This is a genomic window from Selenomonas oralis, assembly GCF_051603425.1.
Taxonomy (GTDB): Bacteria; Bacillota; Negativicutes; order Selenomonadales; family Selenomonadaceae; genus Selenomonas; species Selenomonas sputigena_A.
Window position 1 is genome coordinate 1,223,468 of record NZ_CP194411.1, and the last position, 20,887, is coordinate 1,244,354.

Sequence of the window (20,887 nt, forward strand, 5' to 3'; positions counted from 1 at the left end):
CTTTCATGTAAGGGCGGCGCACAATGTCCGCAAAGCGGACGTTTGTGCGTGTAGTTTACAATGAAGCCCAAGAAGTCAAGCCGAAGGCGCAGACTGAACGGCGGGGGAAGCGTTGTTTTTTGAATTTTTTGGCTTTTGCGTTATTTCCTGAATAAATGCACCACTTTGCTATTGTAAAATAACGCCATATATATTATCATAATAGAGTAACAATTCCCGCGTGCTATTCGGGGATAGCCGCAGGGAATGGAACGGGAGCTTCACGCCGTTCTCGTACAAAAGATGGAGGTGTTAGTAAATGAGTACGGAAGAAGCAAAAAGCCAAAGCGACAAGATTCATGAGGCTGAGTTGGCGTTTGACCGAAAACGACGTACCTTCGGCATGATTTGCGGACCGATCTGCGCCATCCTCGTCATCATGACGCCAATCGCGAATCTCCCGTGGGAAGCGCACAAGCTGCTCGCCATCATGACGCTGATCGCGCTGTGGTGGATCACGGAGCCGATTCCGATTCCGGTGACGTCGCTTTTGGGACCGACGCTGGCAGTTATTTTTGGTGTTACAACGGCGAAGACCGCGTATGAGGCGTTCGCCAATCCCATGATCTTCCTCTTCATGGGCGGCTTCATCATCGCCAAGGGCATGATGATGCACGGACTGGATCGAAAATTTGCCTTTGCGCTCCTATCGATGTCCTGGGTCGGCTCGAATCCAAGACGAATCTTCCTCGCGGTCGGCCTTGCCTGTGCGCTCTGCTCCGGCTGGGTCAGCAACACAGCGACGGCCGCCATGATGTTCCCGATTGCGCTCGGTCTTTTGGAGGCAATCAAGGAAATGTTTGCCGCGAACGGCAAGAAGATTGAACTGCACGAGTACAAGTACGCTACGGGTCTCATGCTCATGACGGCGTATTCGTGCTCCATCGGCGGCGTCCTGACCCCGATCGGCACGCCCCCGAACATCATCATGCTCGGCTTTCTTGACCAGATGGCGAATATCCACATCTCCTTCTTTGAATGGATGATCTGGGGCTCCGTCGCCATGGTCGTTTACTTCATTATTACGTATCTGCTCCTCGTCAACATGTTCCCGGCCGACGTCAAGCGCATCGACGGCGCCGAGGCTTTCATCGCCGAGAAGCGCCGCGCACTCGGCGGCTGGACGCGCGCCCAGAAGAACACGCTCGTGGGCTTCTGTGTCGCCGTCGTGCTCTGGGTCACGCCGGGCATCTTGAACATCATCTTAGGACCCGATTCGCCGATCCTTAAAATGTACGGCAAGCTGTTCCCGGAGGCCATTGCGGCCATGGCGGGTGCGCTTCTGCTCTTCTTCCTCCCCGTGAATTGGAAGGAGCGCGAGTTCACGCTGAACTGGAAGGACGCTGCCGCCGGCGTCGAGTGGGGCACGCTGATTCTCTTCGGCGGCGGTCTCGCGATGGGCGGCATGATGTACAAGACGGGTCTTTCGACTTGGGTCGGCGACTGCATCGTCGGTTGGATGGGCGGTGAGCCGTCGCTCTTCATGATGGTTGCGATCTTCTCCGTCATGGCGCTGCTTCTTTCGGAGCTGTCGTCCCATACGGCGGCGACGAACATGATCGGTCCTTTGGGCGTTACGGCGGCTATGGCAGCCGGCTTCAGCCCGATTCCGGTCGCAGTTGGCATCGCGCTTTCCTCGTCGCTCGGCTTCATGTTGCCGGTGTCGACGCCGCCAAACGCCATCGTCTATGCGTCCGGCTATGTGCCGATCACGAAGATGATCAAGACGGGCGTCTACATCGACTTTATCGGTATTTTCTGCGTTACGATACCGATCGTGCTGTATCTCGTCGAATTCGTCGTCGGAGCACGCTGAGCAAGAAAAAAGAGGGGCTCTCCTGCGGGAGGGCTCCTTGCTTTTTGGGACGCGCCGCAGCGCGTCTTTCGTGCGTCCCGCTGCCGCGCGGCCGGACGTGGGAGAGGGGGCAGACCCGGAAGAAGGAGGAAGCTATGGCAAAGGAGATCGAGCGGAAGTTTCTTGTAAGGCAGGAAATTTGGCAGCCGCAGGACGAGGGGACGGAGATCGCACAGGGCTACCTCGCGGCGACGAAGGAACGCGTCGTGCGCGTGCGCCTTGCCGCAGGACGCGGCTGGCTGACGGTGAAGGGGCCGACGCAGGGCATTGAGCGCCTTGAATGTGAGTATGAGGTGCCGGTCGAGGATGCGCGCGCCATGCTCGCGCTTTGCGAGCGTCCTTTGATCGAGAAGCGGCGCTATCGGGAGCGGCATGGGGAACATACTTGGGAAATTGACTGCTTCACGGGCGAGAACGAGGGGCTTGTCGTGGCCGAGGTGGAGCTTTCCCGCGCCGACGAGGCTTTTGTGCGGCCTCTCTGGCTTGGCGCAGAGGTGTCGGCGGACAGCCGCTACCAAAACGCAAGTCTCATCCGCCTGCCGTTTTCCCGATGGAAAGAGGAGAGATGAGGGCGTGCCGCCGCGCGTCCGGCGCGTTTCGGGCATGGCTGCCGACGTCGTTCCGGTCGGGAATTTTTTCGAGCTGCTTGTGATTTCGGGCTTGACCTCGTGGAATTTCGTGGTAGACTGAGATTTAGTTTCATGGAATCAGAAGGAGATGTCATTATTATGAAAGCAGAGTATCTGCGGGGGATTTTTTATGCCCTTGTCTTTGCTGTTCCCGCCTATGTTCTCGGCAAGTTCTTTCCGATTATCGGCGGCCCGGTTTTTGGAATCCTGCTCGGCATGCTTTTTGCGCGCTTGGGAAGGCCGAAGAACTTCGAGCCCGGTATCAGCTTCACGGGCAAGAAGATCTTGCAGTATGCCATCATTTTGCTCGGTTTCGAGATGAACCTCTACCATGTTCTTTCCGTCGGCTCGCAGTCGCTGGCGGTCATGGCCTCGACGCTTGCGACGGCCTTCCTCGTGGCCTGGGGCGCGGGCCGGCTGCTCGGCGTCGAGGGCGATGCGCGGACGTTGATCGGCGCGGGCACGGCGATCTGCGGCGGTTCGGCCATCGCAGCAGTCGCGCCCGTCATCGGGGCGAAGGACAAGGATATCGTCTTTTCCATTTCGACGATCTTCCTCTTCAATGTCCTGGCGGTGTTCATCTTTCCCTTCCTCGGGCATTTTATGGGCATGAGCGATCTCGGCTTCGGCATGTGGGCCGGCACGGCCATCAACGATACGTCGTCCGTCGTGGCGGCCGGCTATTCTTACAGCCACGAGGCAGGCAGCTATGCGACCATCGTCAAGCTGACGCGCGCTCTCTGCATCGTGCCGGTCTGCCTTGCCTTTGCGCTCTTTGCAGCGAGGGACAGCAAGGAGCAAGGCAAGGGGTTCAGCCTGAGGCGTGTCTTCCCCATGTTCATCCTCTGGTTCGTCGTCGCCTCCATCGTCAACACGACGGGCGTCCTGCCCGAAGCGCTTTCGCATTTCCTTGGTGAGGCGGGCAAGTTCGCCATTGTGCTGGCGATGAGCGCGATCGGTCTCAATACGGATTTCGGCGCGCTGCTCAAAAATGGCGTCCGGCCGATCACGCTCGGGCTTTTCTGCTGGATTGCAGTCGCTGTTGTCTCGCTCATCGTGCAGCGTTTCATCGGCATCATCTGAAATGGGCCATACGCCTTGAAAACGACGCTGCAAAGCGGTTTTCAAGGCGTATTTTGTGTCTCCGGCGTTTGACAAAGCTTGCAATCTTGCTTATACTTTCAGTAAGGTCGGTGGGCATGTACGGCAATTTTGTGCCCACGAAGATTATCCACATTGTCCACAAACCTGCGCTTGTCTTTTCCACAGGGGATGGAACAGCGAATTTTTCTTCTCCGGGAGGCGGCTTTTCCACAGCTTTTGGACATAAAGTGGATAAAAATGTGGATAAGTCTCTTGCTGAGGCAAAAAGCGGGGGACGGGGAGGCGATGGGATGGTATCCGAATGGGAAATACTGCTGCGCCTGACGCTTTCCTGTGTCCTGGGCGGCATCATCGGCTACGAGCGGCAGTCGCGGCGCAAGTCGGCAGGGCTTAGGACGAATATGCTCGTCTGCCTGGGTTCCTGCCTCGTCATGCTGATTTCGGAGGCGATTTACCAAGGGGTCGAGGGGCGGACGAATGCCGATCCGGCACGCCTTGCGGCGCAGGTCGTTTCCGGCATCGGCTTTTTGGGCGCAGGCGCCATCATGAAGGAAGGGCTGACGGTCACGGGACTGACGACGGCGGCCTGCCTCTGGGTCGTCGCAGGCGTCGGACTCGCCGTGGGCGGCGGCTACTATACGGCGGCGCTTCTCGCGACGGGGCTTGTCTTTGTGACGCTCGGTGCGCTCTCGCGCCTCGACGAGTGGGTAGGGCATGAGAATCACTTCGTGCTCACGGTGTTCACGAGCGACGAGCCGGGGCAGCTCGTGCATATCAACGAGTGCTTGGAGGATCTGCAGATGACGATCCGCGCCGTCAAGGCGAAGGGGGCGGAGGACGAGGCGGACGGCGCTAGGAACCGCCTGATCTTCGAGTTTGAGCTGTACAACCGACCGGGAATCAAGAGCGTCATCGTCGCCGATGCTGTCCAGCGCATACGGGGCGTCACGGGCGTCCATATCGCCTGAGCTGTTTGGAAGTGCGCCCTGGCGCGTGTTTTGAGGTGAGTTCCTCATGTATATGTTTGCTTTCGTTAGACGCAATCCGAGTATTTTGGTATAATATACAAGCGCCCTGTTTTGGCACAGGACGTTTGTACATTATATATATTTATCTTTATGAAAGGGAGTGTGTATTATGAATCTTTCTGTCCGTATCTTTATTGCCCTCATACTGGCCGTCGTTGTTGGCCTCGTTCTGGGCGACGAGTACATCGGCTTCATCAACTGGTGGATTGCACCGATCGGTACGATCTTCATCAATCTCATCAAGATGATGATTGTTCCCGTCGTCTTTTCGTCGCTCATCGTCGGCGTCACGAGCCTTGGCGACACCAAAACGCTCGGGCGCATCAGCGCCAAGACGGTGGGCATCTATCTCTGCACGACGGCCATCGCCATCGTCATCGGCTTTGCCGTGGCGGGCGTGATTCATCCGGGCGTCGGTCTGGAGATGAGCGGCACGGCGCCTGAGGTCAAGGAAGCACCGTCCATCATGCAGGTCTTCGTCAACATGGTGCCGACAAATCCCGTCGCTTCTATGTCGAAGGGCGATATCCTGCCGGTCATCATCTTCGCCATCTTCATCGGCGTGTCGATCACGCAGGTGGGCGGTGAGCGCGGCAACCAGCTCATCGGCTTCTTCGACGCCTGTGCTGAAGTCTGCTACAAGGCGATCGGCATGATCATGGCGTTTGCGCCCTTCGGCGTCTTTGCGCTTCTCCTGCCCGTCGTGGCGAAGAACGGGCCGAAGGTGCTGCTGCCCCTTCTGACGGTTATCCTTTGTTCCTTCATCGGCAGCATCATCCATGCTGTTCTCGTCTACTCGACGATGGCTTCCGTCTTTGGCAAGATGAGCCCGCTGAAGTTCTTCCGCGGCATGTCGGAGGCGATGATGCTCGCCTTTACGACTTGCTCGAGCTCGGGCACGCTGCCGGTCAACATGAAGAACTGCGAGGAGAAGCTCGGCGTATCGCGCAAGATTTCTTCCTTCGTGTTGCCGCTGGGCGCGACGATCAACATGGACGGCACGGCGCTTTACATGGGCGTCTGCTCGCTCTTCATCGCGAACGTCTTCGGCATCGACCTCACGTTCCAGCAGATGGCGATGATCGTCCTGACGGGTACGTTGGCCTCCATCGGCACGGCGGGCGTTCCGGGCGCGGGCCTGATCATGCTGGCGATGGTTCTGCAGGCAGCACAGCTGCCGGTCGAGGGTCTGGCGCTTGTCGCGGGCATCGACCGCATCCTCGACATGATCCGCACTTGCCTCAATGTCACGGGCGACGGCGCCGTCGCTGTCGTCGTCGCTTCTTCCGAAGGCGAACATTCGTCCTCCCAGGGGTAAGGAGATGAAAGGGAAGACTTTCATGCGGCAGGCTCTTCTCGCGGCGCTTCTTTTGCTCTTTGCTGCCGGGACGTCCCTGGCCGCGCCGATGAATGCTGCGGTCTCGGAGCCTTCTGCCCGCGAGGCCGGGACGGTCGAGGCGAAGAAGGAAAGGCCGCCGCAGGAACGACAGGCGCAGCGCCATGTCGTCATCCTGCTGCCGCTTCTCGTCTCTTCCGTGCCGGACAGCGTGGCTGAGGAAATGAAGGGCCGCTTGGCGAAAGAATTCCATGTGCCGCTCAACGAAACTCTGCAGGCCGTGACGTATGCGGATGCGGAGGAGATGAGCAGGGCTGCCGACATCATCTACAGAGGCAAGGATTCTCTGGCGGACCGCATATTGGAGGCTGCTGATGCGACCGGCGCGGATTATATCGTCGGTCTCGTTGTGACCTCCTATGATGAGCGCACCTATATCAACTGGAGGGATGAACAGATCCTGCACAGCTATGCCGCCCTGCGGCTTGTGGGCTACGACAAGGCGCGCGGCCTTGTCGTCGATATTCCCGCTTCGCGCAGTTACAATGGCGAGTATACCAAGAGCGGCACGGCGAGGATTCTCGCCCTCTTTGAGCTCAACCGGGTCTTGGAGAAGGCTGCTTTCAAGGAAAGCCTATTCCCGCTCGCAAAATGGCTGGATAAGGCTGAGAAATAGGGCGTCCAAGAGAGGATTGCATCGAAACGCAGAGAGACATGCTGTGCTGCCCGTGGGTGAAAGAATCCTTTGGGACAGGCAGAAAGAAGCCCTCCCGTTCCCCCGTCGGCCAAGATTTCGCTCAGGCGAAGTCTGGCTGCAGGGGGAACGGGAGGGCTTTCGTCTGTGATTCTGCCGCTTGTGCAAGGGGGCGGCATGGCTATGCGTATATGCCGCTGAATACCTTCTGGGCAGGGCCAGTCATATAGAGATGGTTGTCGGCAGCCCATTCGATTTGGAGCTTGCCGCCGTCCAGTTCGACTTCGGCTTTCCGGCCCGTGCGGTTCGTGAGGGCGGCGGCGACGAGGGTGGCGCATGAGCCTGTGCCGCAGGCAAGCGTCACAGCGGCGCCGCGTTCCCAGACGCGCATGCGGATATGGGCGCTGTCCTTGATTTCAGCGAATTCGACGTTCGTCTTGCGGGGAAAGCAGGCGTGGTGCTCAAGCACGGGGCCAAGCTCGAAGATGGGGACGGCCTCGGCATCGTCGACGAAGATGACGCAGTGCGGGTTGCCCATGGAAACGCAGGTCATGGAGAATTGTGCGCCAACGGCTTCTATGGGCTGCTCGATGACGGGTGCGCGGCCGAAGCCTGTGACGGGGATGCGCTCGCCTTCCAGGATGGGCTCGCCCATGTCGACGCGCACGCCGTCGAGCGTGCCGTTTTGGAAGATGAGGCGCGGCACAAGGATGCCGGCGCCTGTCTCGACCGTAAATTCTTCCTTGCGTGTGAGGTTTTCGGTGTGGACGACGCCGGCGAAGCAGCGGATGCCGTTGCCGCACATTTCGGCTTCGCTGCCGTCCGCATTGAGGATCTGCATCCGGAAATCGGCTGTGTCCGACGGCAGGACGAGGATCAGGCCGTCGGCGCCGATGCCGTAGTGACGGTCGCATACCGTTCGGGCGAGAGCGGGCAGATCCCGTCCCGCGAGCTCCTCCTCAAAGCAGTTCACGAGCACGAAATCATTGCCGCAGCCCTGCCATTTTGTGAATGAAAACGCCATTTCAGCCTTCGGTGCAGACTGTCCATCTTGCCTCCTCATTTCTTGTAGCCCGTCTGGCGGTCGACGAGGTTTTCGAGCGGTTCGCCGCGCAAAAAGGCCGCGAGGTTTCTGGCCGCGATCTGGATGATCTTGTCCTGCGTTGCGGGCAGATGGTAGTCGCCCGAGATATGCGGTGTGATGTAGACATTCGGCGTGTGCCAGAGCGGATGGTCGGGCGGCAGGGGTTCGGGATCCGTCACGTCAAGCGCTGCGCCCGCAAGACGGCCGCTCTGCATCGCCTCGATGAGGTCGGCCGTGACGACGGCGGTGCCGCGCCCGATGTTGAGGAAGTAGGCGCCTTTCTTCATGGCGGCGAAGCAAGTCTTGTCGAAAAGGCCTGTCGTCGCGGCGGTGGCGGGCAGTGTGGAAACGACGATGTCCGCGGCTCCTAACAGTTCGTGGAGGTCGTCCATCTTGCCGATCTCGTCGACGCCGAAGGGCTTTGCGCCTTCACGGCGGCGCACGCCGGTGACATGGGCGCCGAGGGCTTTCACGCGGCGCGCGAAGGCTCGCCCGATATCGCCGATGCCGAGGATCAGGACTCTGGAATCCTCGATGGAAGTGACCTCCCCCTCATCGTGCCAGAGACCTTTTTTCTGGTTGTCGTAGTAGGGGTAGAGTTTTTTCATCATGGCGAGGAGCTGGGCGAGCAGGTGCTCGGACAGGGCAAGCCCGTAGGCGCCGGTCGCGTTCGTCAGCAGCACGTCTTCGCGCAGGATACTGTCCTGGCAGTAGGCGTCGGCGCCGGCGCTGTTGAGCTGGAGCCAGCGCAGTTTTTTGGCTGCTGGCAGGAGCCGGCAGGGCAGATTGCCGATGACGGCATCGGCGTCGGCGACATCCGATTCCGTGACATTTTTGCTGCGTATGAAATGGAGTTCTGCGTCCGCCGCATTCTTTTGAAGCCATTCCCTATGGCGCTCTTTTGTTTCCATGACAACGAGGATTTTCATGACTGCCTCCTTGGAAGCTCTAAGAATCACTGCTACATTCCTTTTCATTATATCATAGGGTGCAAGCTTCGGAAGGCGGGGTCCTGGAAAAACATCCGGCCGCCTGAGCAGAGTCGGGCGGCCGGATGCCTTTGTCTATGGCGGGGATGCATTTCTGCCGGGCGATGCATTCCCCGGGAAAGCTTTGTCGGTTTAGATTTTTCGTACGAAGAGGGCGCGCAGGGCGTTCAGCACGGCGAGGATCATGACGCCGACATCGGCGAAGATGGCGAACCACATGTTGGCAATGCCGATGGCGCCGAGCACGAGGCAGATGAGTTTTATGCCGATGGCAAAGACGATGTTCTGGTGTACGATGGCCATGCATTTTCGCGCTATGCGGATGGCTTTCGGCAGCTTCAGGGGATCGTCGTCCATGAGGACGACGTCGGCGGCCTCGATGGCGGCATCGGAGCCCATCGCGCCCATCGCGATGCCGATATCGGCACGGCTCAGGACGGGCGCGTCGTTGATGCCGTCGCCGACGAAGGCGAGTTTTTCCTTTGCCGGCTTGTCCGCGAGAAGCCGCTCGACTTCCCTCACTTTGTCGGCGGGCAGCAGCTCGCTCTTCGCTTCGTCAAGGCCGAGTTCGGCGGCGACTTTTTCGGCGACGGTACGCGCATCGCCTGTCAGCATGACCGTCTTCTTGACGCCGGCTTGGTGCAGGCCTTCGATGGCGGCCTTGGCCGTAGGCTTCAGGATATCCGAGATGACGATGTGGCCTGCGTATGCGCCGTCCACCGCCATCTGCACGATCGTGCCCGGATGGTGACACGGTCGGTATTCGATGCCGAGGCGCTCCATGAGTTTGCCGTTGCCGGCAGCGACGGCGACGCCGTCCACTTTGGCGGTGACGCCGAAACCGCTGATTTCTTCGATGTCCGTGACGCGCGAGCGGTCGATCTCCTTGCCGTATGCCTCTTGGAGGCTGCGGCTGATGGGGTGCGAAGAGGCGCTTTCGGCGAGAGCCGCCAGCTCTAAAAGGCGCTTGTCCTTCATCGTGCCGTGATGCACGGCGTTGACTTCGAATACGCCGCGCGTCAGGGTGCCCGTCTTATCGAAGACGACTGTGCCGACCTCGGCGAGCATCTCGAGGTAGTTCGCTCCCTTGACCAGCACGCCTTCGCGGCTTGCGCCGCCGATGCCGGCGAAAAAGCTCAGGGGAACGCTGACGACGAGCGCGCAGGGGCAGCTCATGACGAGGAAGATCAGGGCGCGGTAGATCCATGTATCCCAAGCGGGATCGAGGCCGAGCGCGGCAAGACGCACGAGCGGCGGCACGAGGGCGAGGAGGACGGCGGCGGCGACGACGATCGGCGTGTAGACGCGCGCAAATTTCGCGATGAAGGTCTCCGAGCGCGATTTGCGCGAGCTGGCATCTTCGACAAGCTCGAGGATTTTCGAGGCCGTCGATTCGTCAAATTCCTTTGTCGTGCGGATTTTTAGAACGCCTGTGAGGTTGATGCAGCCGCTGATGACGCTGTGTCCTTCCTCTACGTCGCGCGGCAGGCTCTCACCCGTCAGGGCGCTCGTGTTGAGGGTGGAGTTTCCTTCGAGGATGATGCCGTCGATGGGGATTTTTTCTCCCGGCTGCACGACGATGACCGTGCCGATTTCCACCTCGTCGGGGTCGACGCGTTCGAGGCGGCCGTCGTTTTCGACATTTGCATAGTCGGGGCGGATATCCATGAGCTCGCCGATGTTCTTGCGGCTGCGCCCGACGGCATAGCTTTGAAACCATTCGCCGACCTGGTAGAAGAGCATGACGGCGATGCCTTCGGTGTAGTCGCCATCCTCGCAGACGGCGAGGATCATGGCGCCGATCGTTGCGATCGACATCAGGAGGTTTTCATCCAGCGGCCTGCGGTTCCATACGCCTTTGGCGGCTTTCAGCAGGATATCGTAGCCGATGATGAGGTACGGCACGAGATAGAGAAAGAAACGCGTGATCCCGCTGATGGGAAGTTGGCTGAAGACAATCATCATTGCTGCTGCCAGCAGGATGCGGATGAGATTTCTTTTTTGTTTTTGGTTCATGAGGACACCTGCCTTCCTGCCGTTGCGGCAGCTCTTCTTCTGCGATGGGAAAAGGAGGAACGCCTCGGCGGCGCTCCTCGTCCGTTCTTAAAACTCGATATTGCAGTCGCTCTCGACCTTGCGGCAGGCGGTGAGGACGCGCGGCATGACTTCGCCCGGCTCGCTGCCCTCGGCGAACTCGACCTTCATCTTGAGCGCCATGAAGTTGACCGTGGCATCCTTCACGCCCTCGACCTTCTTCGCGGCATCCTCCATCATCTGTGCGCAGTTCGCGCAATCGACTTCGATCTTGTAGCTCTTTTTCATATTGGTTCCTCCTTGATTGTTGGATAATTGATTAAGTAATTGTTTAATTGTTGACCTTATTATATCCCCTTGGACAGAACTTGTCAAGGGGGATTTTGCAAAGATGCAGGAATATTTTTTGCCGCATGGCAGAAGCCTGTTGACAGATGTGCGTTCGGCTTTATTCCGTGAAAACAAAGCCGCCCCTTTCCTCCCGGACGGCTTTCGGCTGTGCGAAAACTTTATCGGGGACGGAAGGGGCGGTTTCCTGCTATTTTTCCAAGGGATGTGCAGTATCGGCTTATTTCTTTTTGTAGCCTTGATAGTCGGCGACGCGCAGGATTTCCTCGGCGCGCCGGATGGCCTCCTTGTCCGGTTCGGCGACATGGGACAGGGGGTAAGGGATCTGAAGGCTTTCGTACTTCGCTTTGGCCATGCCGTGGTAGGGCAGGACCTCGAAGCGTTCGACGTTGCCGAGGCCGGCAGCGAAGCGGGAGAGGCGATTGAGGGAAACGGCGTCGTCCGTATAGCCGGGAACGAGCACATGGCGCAGCCAGACCGGTTTCCCTTGCTCGGCAAGATACCGGGCGAAGTCGAGAATATTTTGATTCGTCGTTCCTGTGAGCTTCTTGTGTTTTCCTTCATCTATATGCTTGATGTCGAGAAGCACGAGATCGCTCCGGCTGACCGCGCGCATGACGGCGGCGAAGTTTGGCCCGCCGCGCTTGAAGGGTTCGCCTGCGGTGTCAAGGCAGGTGGATACGCCCTCCTCTTGGGCGAGGCGGAAGAGCTCGGCGACGAAGGCTGCCTGCAGGAGCGGCTCGCCGCCCGATACGGTGACACCGCCGCCGCCCTTCCAATAGGGACGGAAGCGCAGCGCGGCGGCAAGCACCGCGGCAGCGCTTTTTTCTTCTCCCCCCTGCACACCCCATGTCTCAGGATTGTGGCAGTAAAGGCAGCGCAGACGGCAGCCGGCGAGGAAGATGATGTAACGGATGCCGGGGCCGTCCACGGAGCCGAAGCTCTCGACAGAGCTGATGCGCCCGAGATGCGGGAGCTTACATCCGTTCATGGAAGGTACGCGCGATGACGTCGAGCTGCTGCTCGTGCGTGAGGCTGATGAATTTCACGGCGTAGCCGGAGACGCGGATGGTGAAGTTTTGATACTCTTCCTTTTCGGGATGGTCGACGGCATCGAGCAGCTTTTCGCGTCCGAAGACGTTGACGTTCAGGTGATGCGCACCCTGTGTGAAGTAGCCGTCGAGTACGCGGACGAGCTGGTCGATGCGCTCTTCTTCCGTATGGCCGAGCGATTCGGGCGTCATGCTCTGCGTGTTGGAAATGCCGTCGAGCGCCCATTCATAGGGAAGCTTGGCGACGGAGTTCAAGGAAGCGAGAAGTCCTTCCTTTTCCGCACCGTAACTCGGGTTCGCGCCCGGTGCGAGCGGCGTCCATGCCTTGCGCCCGTCGGGCATGGCTCCCGTGTACTTGCCGTAGACGACATTGGAGGTGATGGTGAGGATCGAGGTCGTCGGCTCGGAGTTGCGGTAGGTGTGGCGCGCGCGCAGCTTTTCGAGGAAGGTCTTGAGGAGCCAGCGCGCGATGTCGTCGGCGCGGTCGTCATCGTTGCCGTAGCGCGGGAAATCGCCCTTGACCTCATAGTCGACGATGAAGCGGCGCTCATTATAGATGGGGCGCACTTTTGCGTATTTGATGGCGGAGAGGGAGTCGACGACATGCGAGAAGCCTGCAATGCCCGTGGCGAAGGTGCGGCGCACATCCGTGTCGATCAGCGCCATCTCGGCGGCCTCGTAGTAGTATTTGTCATGCATGTACTGGATGAGGTTCAGCGAGTTCACATAGATGGAGGCGAGCCAGTCCATCATGCGGCTGAATTTATCAAGAACGTCGTTGTATTCGAGGAATTCCGTGACGACGGGAGCATAGGGCGGCGCTACCTGGTCGCCTGATTTTTCGTCGACGCCGCCGTTGATGGCGTAGAGCAGGCACTTCGCGAGGTTGGCGCGCGCACCGAAGAACTGCATTTCCTTGCCCGTCTGCGTTGCGGAGACGCAGCAGCAGATGGAATAGTCGTCGCCCCATTCGGGCTTCATCACGTCGTCGTTTTCGTACTGGATGGAACTCGTGTCAATGGAGATTTTTGCGGCGTAGCGTTTGAATGCCTCGGGAAGCGCCGCCGAATAGAGAACCGTGAGGTTCGGCTCGGGCGCAGGCCCCATGTTTTCGAGCGTGTGCAGGAAGCGGAAGTCGTTTTTCGTGACCATGTGGCGCCCGTCCATGCCGATACCGGCAACTTCGAGCGTCGCCCAGACCGGGTCGCCGGAGAAGAGCTCGTTGTAACTCGTGATGCGCGCGAACTTGACCATGCGGAACTTCATGACGAGGTGGTCGATGAGCTCCTGTGCCGCTTCCTCGCTGAGACGGCCTGCCTGAAGGTCGCGTTCGATATAGATGTCGAGGAAGGTGGAGATGCGGCCGACGCTCATGGCCGCGCCGTTCTGGGTCTTGATGGCGGCGAGGTAGCCGAAGTAGAGCCACTGCACGGCCTCCTGCGCCGTTTTGGCCGGCCCTGAGATGTCGAAGCCGTAGAGAGCGGCCATCTCCTTCATGCCCTTCAGGGCGCGGATCTGCTCGGCCAGCTCTTCCCGGAGACGGATGACGTCATCGAACATCACGCCGTCCGAACCGACCTCGGCGCGGTCCGCTTCCTTCCAGGCGATGAGCTGGTCAATGCCGTAAAGCGCGACGCGGCGGTAGTCGCCGACGATGCGCCCGCGTCCGTAGGTATCGGGCAGTCCCGTGATGATATGGCTGCGGCGCGCGCGGCGGATCTCGGGCGTGTAGGCGTCAAAGACGGCCTGGTTGTGCGTCTTGTGGTACTTCGTGAAGATCTCGTGCAGGCGTGCGCTCGGTTCATAGCCGTAGTTTTGGCACGCCTCTTCCGCCATCTTGATGCCGCCGTAGGGCATGAAGGCGCGCTTCAGAGGCTTGTCGGTCTGCAGGCCGACGATTTTCTCAAGGGACTTGAGCTCGGCCGCAATATAGCCGGGACCATGTGAGGTGAGGCCGGCGACGATGTCCGTATCCATGTCGAGGACACCGCCTTTGCGGCGCTCCTCGCGCTGCAGCTCCTGCAGCTTCTCCCAGAGACGGCTCGTCGCTTCCGTCGGGCCTTTGAGAAAATCTTCCTCCCCGTCGTAGGGGGTATAGTTTCTCTGCACGAAGTCGCGGACATTGACCTCCTCCTGCCAAAGACCGCCGTTAAATCCCTGCCACTCTTCCTTGGTCATTGTAAAACCTCCCGTCGGATAGGACGCTCCCTATGCAGGCGCCGTCATTTGCTGCGGCTGGCGGCAGATGACGGCGCGAAGCTGCGCCCATAGACCTAGTAGATATTCTCGTTCCATCATACTAAAAAGAAAACAATTCTGCAAATAACATTTTATACATGTATGTATAAATATACCTTATGGGAAAAAGGGAGAAGATTCATGTTTCCAGCAAGCAGGTTTTATGATTTATTATTTTAGTATAAATAAAATTGATATAACAGCGGCTTTTTCTTTCGGGACAGAGAGGGGAATTTTCCGTTCTTTCACGCCTTCAAAGCGGGACGCATGCTTTTTATGGGGAAAAAGATAGGGGCTCTGGCGATATTTTCCCGAAAAACAGTTGACAATGGGACTAAAAGTGGATATATTATCTGTATGGATAGAAAACTGCCAATATATGGAGGAGGTTGTAAATGTTTGGCATGAAAAAGGCGCTTGCTGCGCCGAATGAAGCGCAGGCTTTGGCCGGGGTTGTCCGGAGGATTGTGGACAATCACGAGAAGAATGCATTTTTCACGAAACTTTCGGGCGGTGAGCCCTTCGCAGCGGAACTCAATCCCCTGCTTGAAAGCGTCAACGAGGAGATCGAGTACCAGAAATTCCGTATTCGCACGATCAATGCGGCTGTCCATTCCGGCGTATGGTACATGAAGATCAACGCGGATTTCAGCATTGCCTATGCAATCTGGTCCGATGAATTCCGCAGGATGATCGGCTTTCACAGCGAAGCGGATTTTCCCAATACGGTCGAGGCATGGAGCTCGCGCCTTCATCCCGAGGACGCGGACGGTACGCTCACGGCTTTCACGCAGTGCGTCAAGGATCTGAGCGGCAGCACGCCCTACGATGTGAACTACCGCATGAAGGTACACGACGGAAGCTATAAATGGTTCCATGCTTCGGGCAACGTGATCCGCGACAGGAGCGGCCATCCGGTGGAAATCATCGGCGTCTTTGTCGACGTCGATGAGGAAATGAAGAACAAGGAATATCTCGACTATACATTGAAGCGTTACGAAGCCATCGACAGCATCCTGTCGGAAGGCTCCTGGAACATGCGCGTCGTCGGCGACGACCCGACGAACCCGAACAACGAGTTCTGGTGGTCGGATCGCTTCCGTCATCTTCTGGGCTTCCACGATACGACGGACTTTCCGAATCGCTTGAACTCATGGGCGGACCGCCTGCACGAAGAGGATAAGGCGCGCACCTTGAAAGCCTTCCAGGATCACATCATGGACTACAGCGGCAGGACACCGTTCGATCTGGAGTACAGGCTCAAGACGAAGGCCGGGGAATATCTCTGGTTCCATGCCGTGGGCAAGACGATCCGGAAGCCGGACGGCACGCCGGTGCTCGTTGCCGGCGCCATCGAGGACATCACGCTGCAGAAGACGGGCAAGGAGCAGTTCTACAAGGAATTCGGCTCCATGCTCGACGGCCTCTACAAATCGATTGACGAAATCACGCACAGCGTGAACGAGACGTCGGAGCGCACGGAGGAAATCTCCACCGTGCAGGAGGAGATCACGAAGGCCGCCGAGGATACGAAAGAGCGGACGGAAAATACGCTCAAACTGACCGAGCTCATCATGAACATCTCGAAACAGACAAACCTTCTCGCGCTCAACGCCTCCATCGAAGCGGCGCGCGCAGGCGATGCCGGGCGCGGCTTTTCCGTTGTGGCGGAAGAAGTCAGGAAGCTTGCCGACAGCAGCCAGGAAGCCGTCGGCAAGATCGTCGACGCCCTCGCCACGATGGAGAAATCCGCCAATAATATCATGGAAAAAATCGCAAGCATCAACCTGCTCATCGAGAACCAGGCGACCAATATGAAAGAGATCACCGCTTCTGTGGAAGAAGCCAAAGCGATGTCGGGCAGCATCGAGGAAATCACAAAGAAGATCTGATGCTCCCCGACGATCCGGGGAAATTCCGTCAAGACGTGCAATCCCCCCTGAAAGCTGATATACTGGCTTACAGGGGGGATTTTCCTATGAAAATCAAGAGCATAGACCATGTCGTACTTACGACAGGGAATCTGGAAAAATGTCTGACCTTTTACGCCGGCCTGCTCGGTATGGAGCATCAGGAAAAGAACGGCCGGCACGCGCTCCTCTTCGGTGCGCAGAAATTCAACATCCACACGCGAAAGGGCGAGTTCCAGCCGGCCGCAGAGAATCCGACCGAGGGAAGCATCGACATCTGCCTCGTTGTCGAAGGCAGCATTGAGGAAATCGCAGCCGAGATGAAAGCGAAGGGCCAGCCGATCGAGCTCGGCATCGTAAAACGGACAGGAGCGCTTGGCCCCATCGACAGCATTTATCTGCGTGATCCCGACGGCAATCTTGTGGAACTGTGCGTCTATCAGAAATGACCCGGCGGAAGTATTATTGAAGAGAGCATTTATCTGAGACGTTTGAGCAAGGAGGAAATCCGATGTTTATTCCCAAATGCGGTGCGCCGCTCCTCATCTGCGCCTTGCTGCTTTTCATGGGCGGCGCCGCTTCGGCGGAGGAGGCCGAACATGCCGAGGCGGGCGAGCAAAAGGTTCATTCAGCGATTATCAAAATGCCGGTGAAGCTATCCGATCTTTCTGAAGGAGAAACCGTCACACCGGAGTCGATGCTCGAAGTTGAGCCCGTCACCCTGCGCACCCACGATGAACAGCTCACCCTGGAACTGCCGCCCTTCAGTGAGCCGTTCGTCGCCTATGGGCTTGGCAACGGAGCCACGATGTTTATCAACACGAATTTTTTGAATGCAGGCGCTCCCTTGCAGATGACGGCGCTCATCCTTCACTTCCCTCCCGGCGCAGAGCCACAGCGTCCTGTCGAGCAGAGCCTCAAAGAGATGGTAGATGGTTTTATCAACTCGTATCGAAACAATCCCAGGATCAAGAACCTGAAGATCCTCAACAGCGAATCGAGAGCAGCGAAAGCTCCGCCCGCATGGCACCTTACCATGCGGGCGGAGCTCGAGGAGTCGGACACCGTTGTCGATGTCCTGGTCATCGATTCGAAAAAGGGAGACTGGTTCATCCAGCTGAATTACGACCCGAACGACAAAAACATCGTCAACCACGCGCATTATCTGCTGTCCTCTGCTAAACTCAGCGAGAACTCCGAGAAATAATCGCCGTATAAAAGGCGATCAAGGGGTGTCCCCGTTCAGATTGTCGGGATAATCCACGCCGCGCGTCTGCTTGTAGACAATCTTGAACATGTAGTAGGCGTAAGGATGGTAGTCGTCGATATACCCCATATAGCCGTGGCTCTTTATGTAGCGGGATATTTCTCCATGATCGAAGGCGGGGATGGAGACCCACTTCCCACCGTTGGAATAAAATTGGGGATTTTCACCGCCGTTTTTCGCCTGACGGAATTGGCGCAGCCTATACACGCGCGAATCGCCGTCGGGATCCCGGACGTAAGCGATGTAGCCGGTCGCATACGTATAGTAATTCTCGTCCTCCGCGCTGAAGGTGCAGGAAGTCAAATCCACGTATTCACGGTAATTGGCGTGGTAATACGAAACGGGATAATTGGGGTTGTTGTCGAGATACTGCAAAGATGCGGAAGCCGTGGAAAACTGCGCGAGGAAAAGCAGTGCAAAAGCTGCGGCAGTAAAAAATGTGTAAAAACTAAGCGGACAAACGTTCTGCTTGTACACATCGTGCGCCGCCTTTACAGAAACATTGCCAATCGCTCTGCGCCCTTCAGGCTTGAGTTCTTGGGGTTTCGTGGCAAAAAAACTTTTCATGATGATGCCTCCTTGGTGGATGCTGTGGGCAGTAAGGAACTGCTCAATCGTGTTCTCTCTAACACATCGTATATATTCATATTATACATGAATGTGACTGCTGTCAAAAGGATGTTTTGATTTCCTGTCGTTTCGCTATATGTGATATAATGAAGGCTAGAATGAGGTGGAAAAGGGGCGAGTCGATGAGGCAATCCCTGGAAGAGCGGAAGCGGGCATACGACGCCGTCTGCAAGAATGTGCTTGCTGTTTTGGCCAATATCCTCAAGGAATGCGTCGAGGAATTTCAGAAGGAGTGGCGGAAATGTGCAATTTGAGTGAAGGGATCTACAGGGATGGCGTAGAGGCCGGCGTAGCGCAGGGCGTGGCTCAAGGCATGGAACAGGGCAAGAAAGAGAGTGTGAAGGATATGGTGCTGTCTCTGCTCAATGAAAACATGCCGCTTGATTTCATCATGCGCGTGACGAAGCTGCCGGCAGAGCGGGTGCGTGAGATTGCCGCGCCGCATGGGTATGTGATTTGATGAGGAAAAAAAGTGAGGTCGGATGCCGGGATTGCCGGCAGCTTGAAGGATAGGGAGGTCGTGTTGGATGAAGAGGCTTGTTGTTTTAACTGTGTTGGCGGCGTTGGCGCTTTTGGCGGGCGGCTGCGGAGGCGATGGACAGGCGGCGGGGGCGCCGCGGCAGGTATCGGCGGCTGAGGCGCAGAAGATGATGGCGTCGGAGAAGGACTATGTCATCGTCGATGTGCGGACGAAGGGCGAATACGCTACGGGACATATTCCGAAGGCGATTAACATCCCGAATGAGAGCATCGACAAGACTCCGCCTGCAGAGCTTAAGGACAAGAATCAGCTGATCCTCGTCTACTGCCGCAGCGGCAAGCGCAGCCACGATGCGGCGCAGAAGCTCGCTGCCATGGGATATGGAAACATCGTCGACTTTGGCGGCATTGTGGACTGGCCCGGCGAAGTGGTGAAGGACTGAGCGGTTGATTGTGATATGGAGTGAAGGTGAGAAGTACCGGGACAGGAGGCGCTTGTCATGGTTTTGTACCATGGAAGCAATGCGACGGTAGAGCATCCGCGGCTTATCAAACAGAATCGGTATCTGGGGAACCACTGATAAATTCAGCTACCCATCTTCACACATCTACACTGTCCTCTCGTCGTCGACAAATCCTCGACGTAGCCACTGCTACGCCTACGGTTTGTCTCCTAGACAGGAACAGCGTATCTGTGCAAATCTGGGCAACTTCATTTTATCAGCGTTTCCCTGGACTTTGGATTTGGCTTTTATGCCACAACGAATCGGGCGCAGGCTGTAAATTTCGCCGGCAAGGTTGCGGACAGACGTAAAGCAGGGGAAGCAATCCTGAATATATATTTCGTGGATGAAGTGGAGGCTTTTCGACAATGCAGGCTGCTTCGCTTTGAACGTCCGGATGAGGCGTGGCTTGATTTTGTTACAGCGAACCGTCAAGGCGCCTATCGCGGCAGGCAATATGATCTGATTTATGGACCGGTGGCAAACGACGATGTATATCGTGTCATTGCGCTTTACATGACGGGGGTGCTGGATAAAGAGCAGGCATTGACTGCCCTGAGAATTAGAAGATTGTTTAACCAGTTGGTCTTTGCGACAGAAAAATCCCTGCAGCATCTGCATTTTGAGGGGAGGGAGCTTGTATGAACGAGGAGCAGTTCAGTGCAATGCTGGCCATCCTTGTGCCGCCCATTATTGAACGAATTATAGAAAACAGCAATATTGACGAAAGGGAGGCGATTTCCTGCTTTTATAAGTCCAGACTCTATGAGGAACTTTCGGATGAAAGGCTGAAACTTTGGCATTACAGCCCCTTGACACTCTACACGATGTATCAGGATGAACTTTTGACCGGCGCCTACGATTACCCCGAGGGGGCGTGAGGATGGGAAGAGAAACAGAGTTTTTGATTTATTGTATGGAGCGGTATCGCTATTTCAAGGGACTCTCGGGTGCAGAAGCCGCAAAAGTTTTTGACAAATATGACGTTTATGGTTATATTATGAAGTATTTTGAATCCCTGCATACGATGGGGGATTCTTGCATCGTGCAGGATATTGACGACTACATCAGCGGACTGGCCCGGCGAAGTGGTGAAGGATTGAGCGGTTCGAACCTTTGGAAGGATGTGTGATGGATGAAGGAAAATCTTTTCCTTTGCTACCCGCGCTGCAGTACGTGCCGGAAAGCGCAGCGCTGGCTGGAAGAACATGGCGTCAAAGTGGAGGTGCGTGATATCAAGGAGGACAAGCCGGATGCGGATGAACTGCGCGCCTGGCATGAGCGCAGCGGTTTGCCGCTGAAACGCTTTTTTAATACCAGCGGCCTCAAGTACAAGGAACTGCAGCTCAAGGACAAGCTTCCCGCGATGAGTGAGGAGGAGCAGTACGGGCTTCTGGCTTCTGACGGCATGCTCGTCAAGCGCCCCCTCTTCATCGGCGGGGATTTTGTTCTTGTTGGCTTCAGGGAAAAGGAGTGGCAGGAGCGCCTCGGCTGCTGAATCGCGGATTCTTTGCTTCGGAGCGGTGCGTATCCGATGGCAGCGTGAGGGTATGCGTCTGCGAAGTATGCTATGCGGGAAACGAGGCCTGCTTTTTGCCTGCGCATGAAGAAATTTGCTGCGGAAAAGGTGCGCGGGATCGCCGCGCGACTATGTGATTTGAGGAGAA

At 57.2% G+C, this 20,887-nt stretch carries 23 protein-coding genes; 16 read left to right on the plus strand and 7 right to left on the minus strand.

The annotated features are described in order from the left end of the window. Positions 1 to 298 precede the first annotated feature (298 nt). The 6 genes from ACRTGH_RS05835 (at position 299) to ACRTGH_RS05860 (ending at position 6,667) form a co-directional block, all read left to right on the plus strand. The gene (locus ACRTGH_RS05835) at positions 299 to 1,855 is read left to right on the plus strand and encodes an SLC13 family permease (protein ID WP_368847607.1); all 1,557 of its coding nucleotides are present in this window, start codon (positions 299 to 301) and stop codon (positions 1,853 to 1,855) included. A gap of 134 nt (positions 1,856 to 1,989) precedes the next feature. After that, positions 1,990 to 2,463, plus strand: a complete 474-nt coding sequence (locus ACRTGH_RS05840) for a CYTH domain-containing protein (RefSeq protein ID WP_368847608.1) — start codon at positions 1,990 to 1,992, stop codon at positions 2,461 to 2,463. 159 nt (positions 2,464 to 2,622) lie between these two features. Further along, the gene (locus ACRTGH_RS05845; RefSeq protein ID WP_368847609.1) at positions 2,623 to 3,606 is read left to right on the plus strand and encodes a YeiH family protein; all 984 of its coding nucleotides are present in this window, start codon (positions 2,623 to 2,625) and stop codon (positions 3,604 to 3,606) included. Between the two features lie 311 nt (positions 3,607 to 3,917). Then, complete coding sequence (locus ACRTGH_RS05850) at positions 3,918 to 4,595, plus strand: MgtC/SapB family protein (RefSeq protein WP_368847610.1); 678 nt, start codon at positions 3,918 to 3,920, stop codon at positions 4,593 to 4,595. 169 nt (positions 4,596 to 4,764) lie between these two features. Next, a complete protein-coding gene (locus tag ACRTGH_RS05855) occupies positions 4,765 to 5,973 on the plus strand; it encodes a dicarboxylate/amino acid:cation symporter (protein WP_368847611.1) in 1,209 nt (402 codons plus the stop codon). A gap of 4 nt (positions 5,974 to 5,977) precedes the next feature. Next, a complete protein-coding gene (locus tag ACRTGH_RS05860) occupies positions 5,978 to 6,667 on the plus strand; it encodes a hypothetical protein (RefSeq protein ID WP_368847612.1) in 690 nt (229 codons plus the stop codon). Positions 6,668 to 6,866: 199 nt separating this feature from the next. Here the strand turns inward: ACRTGH_RS05860 and dapF are convergent, their stop codons facing one another. The 6 genes from dapF to pflB form a co-directional block, all read right to left on the minus strand. Continuing rightward, complete coding sequence (gene dapF / locus ACRTGH_RS05865; RefSeq protein WP_368847613.1) at positions 6,867 to 7,709, minus strand: diaminopimelate epimerase; 843 nt, start codon at positions 7,707 to 7,709, stop codon at positions 6,867 to 6,869. A gap of 35 nt (positions 7,710 to 7,744) precedes the next feature. Next, complete coding sequence (locus tag ACRTGH_RS05870) at positions 7,745 to 8,698, minus strand: D-2-hydroxyacid dehydrogenase (RefSeq protein WP_368847614.1); 954 nt, start codon at positions 8,696 to 8,698, stop codon at positions 7,745 to 7,747. 192 nt (positions 8,699 to 8,890) lie between these two features. After that, on the minus strand, positions 8,891 to 10,774 hold the full coding sequence (locus ACRTGH_RS05875) for a heavy metal translocating P-type ATPase (protein ID WP_368847615.1): 1,884 nt from the start codon (positions 10,772 to 10,774) through the stop codon (positions 8,891 to 8,893). A gap of 87 nt (positions 10,775 to 10,861) precedes the next feature. Beyond that, the gene (locus tag ACRTGH_RS05880; protein WP_368847616.1) at positions 10,862 to 11,080 is read right to left on the minus strand and encodes a cation transporter; all 219 of its coding nucleotides are present in this window, start codon (positions 11,078 to 11,080) and stop codon (positions 10,862 to 10,864) included. A gap of 280 nt (positions 11,081 to 11,360) precedes the next feature. Next, positions 11,361 to 12,131: a pyruvate formate-lyase-activating protein gene (gene pflA, locus ACRTGH_RS05885; protein ID WP_368847617.1), complete on the minus strand. Its 771-nt coding sequence runs from the start codon at positions 12,129 to 12,131 to the stop codon at positions 11,361 to 11,363. Then, positions 12,118 to 14,370: a formate C-acetyltransferase gene (pflB, locus tag ACRTGH_RS05890; protein WP_368847618.1), complete on the minus strand. Its 2,253-nt coding sequence runs from the start codon at positions 14,368 to 14,370 to the stop codon at positions 12,118 to 12,120. Before pflB ends, pflA begins: the two co-directional genes overlap by 14 nt. Before the next feature lie 455 nt (positions 14,371 to 14,825). Here pflB and ACRTGH_RS05895 point away from each other — a divergent pair, with 455 nt between their 5' ends. The 3 genes from ACRTGH_RS05895 (at position 14,826) to ACRTGH_RS05905 (ending at position 17,547) form a co-directional block, all read left to right on the plus strand. Beyond that, on the plus strand, positions 14,826 to 16,322 hold the full coding sequence (locus ACRTGH_RS05895; protein ID WP_368847619.1) for a methyl-accepting chemotaxis protein: 1,497 nt from the start codon (positions 14,826 to 14,828) through the stop codon (positions 16,320 to 16,322). 86 nt (positions 16,323 to 16,408) lie between these two features. Next, positions 16,409 to 16,789, plus strand: coding sequence for a VOC family protein (locus ACRTGH_RS05900; RefSeq protein ID WP_368847620.1), 381 nt, complete (start codon positions 16,409 to 16,411; stop codon positions 16,787 to 16,789). Positions 16,790 to 16,851: 62 nt separating this feature from the next. Further along, the gene (locus tag ACRTGH_RS05905; protein WP_368847621.1) at positions 16,852 to 17,547 is read left to right on the plus strand and encodes a hypothetical protein; all 696 of its coding nucleotides are present in this window, start codon (positions 16,852 to 16,854) and stop codon (positions 17,545 to 17,547) included. Positions 17,548 to 17,565: 18 nt separating this feature from the next. On the opposite strand, the gene ACRTGH_RS05910 is transcribed toward ACRTGH_RS05905, so the two are convergent. Then, entirely contained in the window at positions 17,566 to 18,174 is a 609-nt protein-coding gene (locus ACRTGH_RS05910; protein ID WP_368847622.1) for a hypothetical protein, read from the minus strand. A 185-nt stretch (positions 18,175 to 18,359) separates the two neighbouring features. Here ACRTGH_RS05910 and ACRTGH_RS05915 point away from each other — a divergent pair, with 185 nt between their 5' ends. The 7 genes from ACRTGH_RS05915 (at position 18,360) to ACRTGH_RS05945 (ending at position 20,718) form a co-directional block, all read left to right on the plus strand. After that, on the plus strand, positions 18,360 to 18,491 hold the full coding sequence (locus ACRTGH_RS05915; RefSeq protein ID WP_368847623.1) for a hypothetical protein: 132 nt from the start codon (positions 18,360 to 18,362) through the stop codon (positions 18,489 to 18,491). Then, positions 18,479 to 18,697, plus strand: a complete 219-nt coding sequence (locus ACRTGH_RS05920; protein WP_368847624.1) for a monoheme cytochrome c — start codon at positions 18,479 to 18,481, stop codon at positions 18,695 to 18,697. The genes ACRTGH_RS05915 and ACRTGH_RS05920 overlap by 13 nt, the downstream gene beginning before the upstream one ends. 67 nt (positions 18,698 to 18,764) lie before the next feature. Then, complete coding sequence (locus tag ACRTGH_RS05925) at positions 18,765 to 19,160, plus strand: rhodanese-like domain-containing protein (protein WP_368847625.1); 396 nt, start codon at positions 18,765 to 18,767, stop codon at positions 19,158 to 19,160. Between the two features lie 249 nt (positions 19,161 to 19,409). Then, positions 19,410 to 19,865 (plus strand): DUF3990 domain-containing protein, encoded by a 456-nt coding sequence (locus ACRTGH_RS05930; RefSeq protein ID WP_438474851.1) that lies wholly within the window; start codon positions 19,410 to 19,412, stop codon positions 19,863 to 19,865. After that, positions 19,862 to 20,101 carry a hypothetical protein gene (locus ACRTGH_RS05935; protein ID WP_368847626.1) on the plus strand — a complete coding sequence of 80 codons (240 nt, stop codon included), beginning with the start codon at positions 19,862 to 19,864 and terminating at the stop codon, positions 20,099 to 20,101. Before ACRTGH_RS05930 ends, ACRTGH_RS05935 begins: the two co-directional genes overlap by 4 nt. 2 nt (positions 20,102 to 20,103) lie before the next feature. Further along, the gene (locus tag ACRTGH_RS05940) at positions 20,104 to 20,352 is read left to right on the plus strand and encodes a DUF3791 domain-containing protein (RefSeq protein WP_368847627.1); all 249 of its coding nucleotides are present in this window, start codon (positions 20,104 to 20,106) and stop codon (positions 20,350 to 20,352) included. 3 nt (positions 20,353 to 20,355) lie between these two features. Further along, positions 20,356 to 20,718 (plus strand): arsenate reductase family protein, encoded by a 363-nt coding sequence (locus tag ACRTGH_RS05945; RefSeq protein ID WP_368847628.1) that lies wholly within the window; start codon positions 20,356 to 20,358, stop codon positions 20,716 to 20,718. Positions 20,719 to 20,887: the final 169 nt, after the last annotated feature.

What these genes read in the sequence shown, in the direction of transcription:
- pflB (WP_368847618.1), bottom strand. Translation starts at nt 14,370, where the DNA reads ATGACCAAGGAAGAGTGGCAGGGATTTAACGGCGGTCTTTGGCAGGAG.
- ACRTGH_RS05925 (WP_368847625.1), top strand. Translation starts at nt 18,765, where the DNA reads ATGAAGAGGCTTGTTGTTTTAACTGTGTTGGCGGCGTTGGCGCTTTTG.
- pflA (WP_368847617.1), bottom strand. Translation starts at nt 12,131, where the DNA reads ATGAACGGATGTAAGCTCCCGCATCTCGGGCGCATCAGCTCTGTCGAG.
- ACRTGH_RS05935 (WP_368847626.1), top strand. Translation starts at nt 19,862, where the DNA reads ATGAACGAGGAGCAGTTCAGTGCAATGCTGGCCATCCTTGTGCCGCCC.
- ACRTGH_RS05880 (WP_368847616.1), bottom strand. Translation starts at nt 11,080, where the DNA reads ATGAAAAAGAGCTACAAGATCGAAGTCGATTGCGCGAACTGCGCACAG.
- ACRTGH_RS05910 (WP_368847622.1), bottom strand. Translation starts at nt 18,174, where the DNA reads ATGAAAAGTTTTTTTGCCACGAAACCCCAAGAACTCAAGCCTGAAGGG.
- ACRTGH_RS05915 (WP_368847623.1), top strand. Translation starts at nt 18,360, where the DNA reads ATGAGGCAATCCCTGGAAGAGCGGAAGCGGGCATACGACGCCGTCTGC.
- ACRTGH_RS05895 (WP_368847619.1), top strand. Translation starts at nt 14,826, where the DNA reads ATGTTTGGCATGAAAAAGGCGCTTGCTGCGCCGAATGAAGCGCAGGCT.
- ACRTGH_RS05845 (WP_368847609.1), top strand. Translation starts at nt 2,623, where the DNA reads ATGAAAGCAGAGTATCTGCGGGGGATTTTTTATGCCCTTGTCTTTGCT.
- ACRTGH_RS05900 (WP_368847620.1), top strand. Translation starts at nt 16,409, where the DNA reads ATGAAAATCAAGAGCATAGACCATGTCGTACTTACGACAGGGAATCTG.
- ACRTGH_RS05855 (WP_368847611.1), top strand. Translation starts at nt 4,765, where the DNA reads ATGAATCTTTCTGTCCGTATCTTTATTGCCCTCATACTGGCCGTCGTT.
- ACRTGH_RS05860 (WP_368847612.1), top strand. Translation starts at nt 5,978, where the DNA reads ATGAAAGGGAAGACTTTCATGCGGCAGGCTCTTCTCGCGGCGCTTCTT.
- ACRTGH_RS05875 (WP_368847615.1), bottom strand. Translation starts at nt 10,774, where the DNA reads ATGAACCAAAAACAAAAAAGAAATCTCATCCGCATCCTGCTGGCAGCA.
- dapF (WP_368847613.1), bottom strand. Translation starts at nt 7,709, where the DNA reads ATGGCGTTTTCATTCACAAAATGGCAGGGCTGCGGCAATGATTTCGTG.
- ACRTGH_RS05870 (WP_368847614.1), bottom strand. Translation starts at nt 8,698, where the DNA reads ATGAAAATCCTCGTTGTCATGGAAACAAAAGAGCGCCATAGGGAATGG.
- ACRTGH_RS05945 (WP_368847628.1), top strand. Translation starts at nt 20,356, where the DNA reads ATGAAGGAAAATCTTTTCCTTTGCTACCCGCGCTGCAGTACGTGCCGG.
- ACRTGH_RS05835 (WP_368847607.1), top strand. Translation starts at nt 299, where the DNA reads ATGAGTACGGAAGAAGCAAAAAGCCAAAGCGACAAGATTCATGAGGCT.
- ACRTGH_RS05920 (WP_368847624.1), top strand. Translation starts at nt 18,479, where the DNA reads ATGTGCAATTTGAGTGAAGGGATCTACAGGGATGGCGTAGAGGCCGGC.
- ACRTGH_RS05905 (WP_368847621.1), top strand. Translation starts at nt 16,852, where the DNA reads ATGTTTATTCCCAAATGCGGTGCGCCGCTCCTCATCTGCGCCTTGCTG.
- ACRTGH_RS05850 (WP_368847610.1), top strand. Translation starts at nt 3,918, where the DNA reads ATGGTATCCGAATGGGAAATACTGCTGCGCCTGACGCTTTCCTGTGTC.
- ACRTGH_RS05940 (WP_368847627.1), top strand. Translation starts at nt 20,104, where the DNA reads ATGGGAAGAGAAACAGAGTTTTTGATTTATTGTATGGAGCGGTATCGC.
- ACRTGH_RS05840 (WP_368847608.1), top strand. Translation starts at nt 1,990, where the DNA reads ATGGCAAAGGAGATCGAGCGGAAGTTTCTTGTAAGGCAGGAAATTTGG.